1 protein-coding gene is annotated in these 328 nt (G+C 63.4%); it reads left to right on the top strand.

Features of this window, described 5'->3' with window-relative positions:
* Positions 1 to 47 precede the first annotated feature (47 nt).
* On the top strand, positions 48 to 328 hold a 281-nt coding region (locus tag GCU60_RS19550; protein WP_345770715.1), incomplete at its 3' end, for a hypothetical protein.

Below are 328 nucleotides of genomic sequence, written 5' to 3'. Positions count from 1 at the left end.
CACCGGCCGTTGAGGCAATCAATGACTACGGGACTGTGCGTGTGAAGATGACCCCCGTGAAATCAGGTCGATCGGTCGCCGCTGTCCGCTTCGACTGGCAATGGAAAGACCCGCACGAGGCCACCGAGACCGTGGCCGAGAATGAGCGTCACAGCGCGGCCCGACGCAAGGAACAGGCATCGAACGGCGCTCCGCCAATCATCGAGGACGAGGAGCAGACCGAACCCGCGCTGACATGGTGGGGCAAGCTCCGCAATGCCGAGCGGGAGGAATGGGCGGATCGTGTGGGCCGCGTACTGCGAACAGAAGGCCCGGGCGGTAAGATATT

Source organism: Blastococcus saxobsidens, from assembly GCF_010682065.1.
GTDB lineage: Bacteria > Actinomycetota > Actinomycetes > Mycobacteriales > Geodermatophilaceae > Blastococcus > Blastococcus saxobsidens_B.
This window is presented reverse-complemented; position numbering and strand designations above follow the sequence as displayed.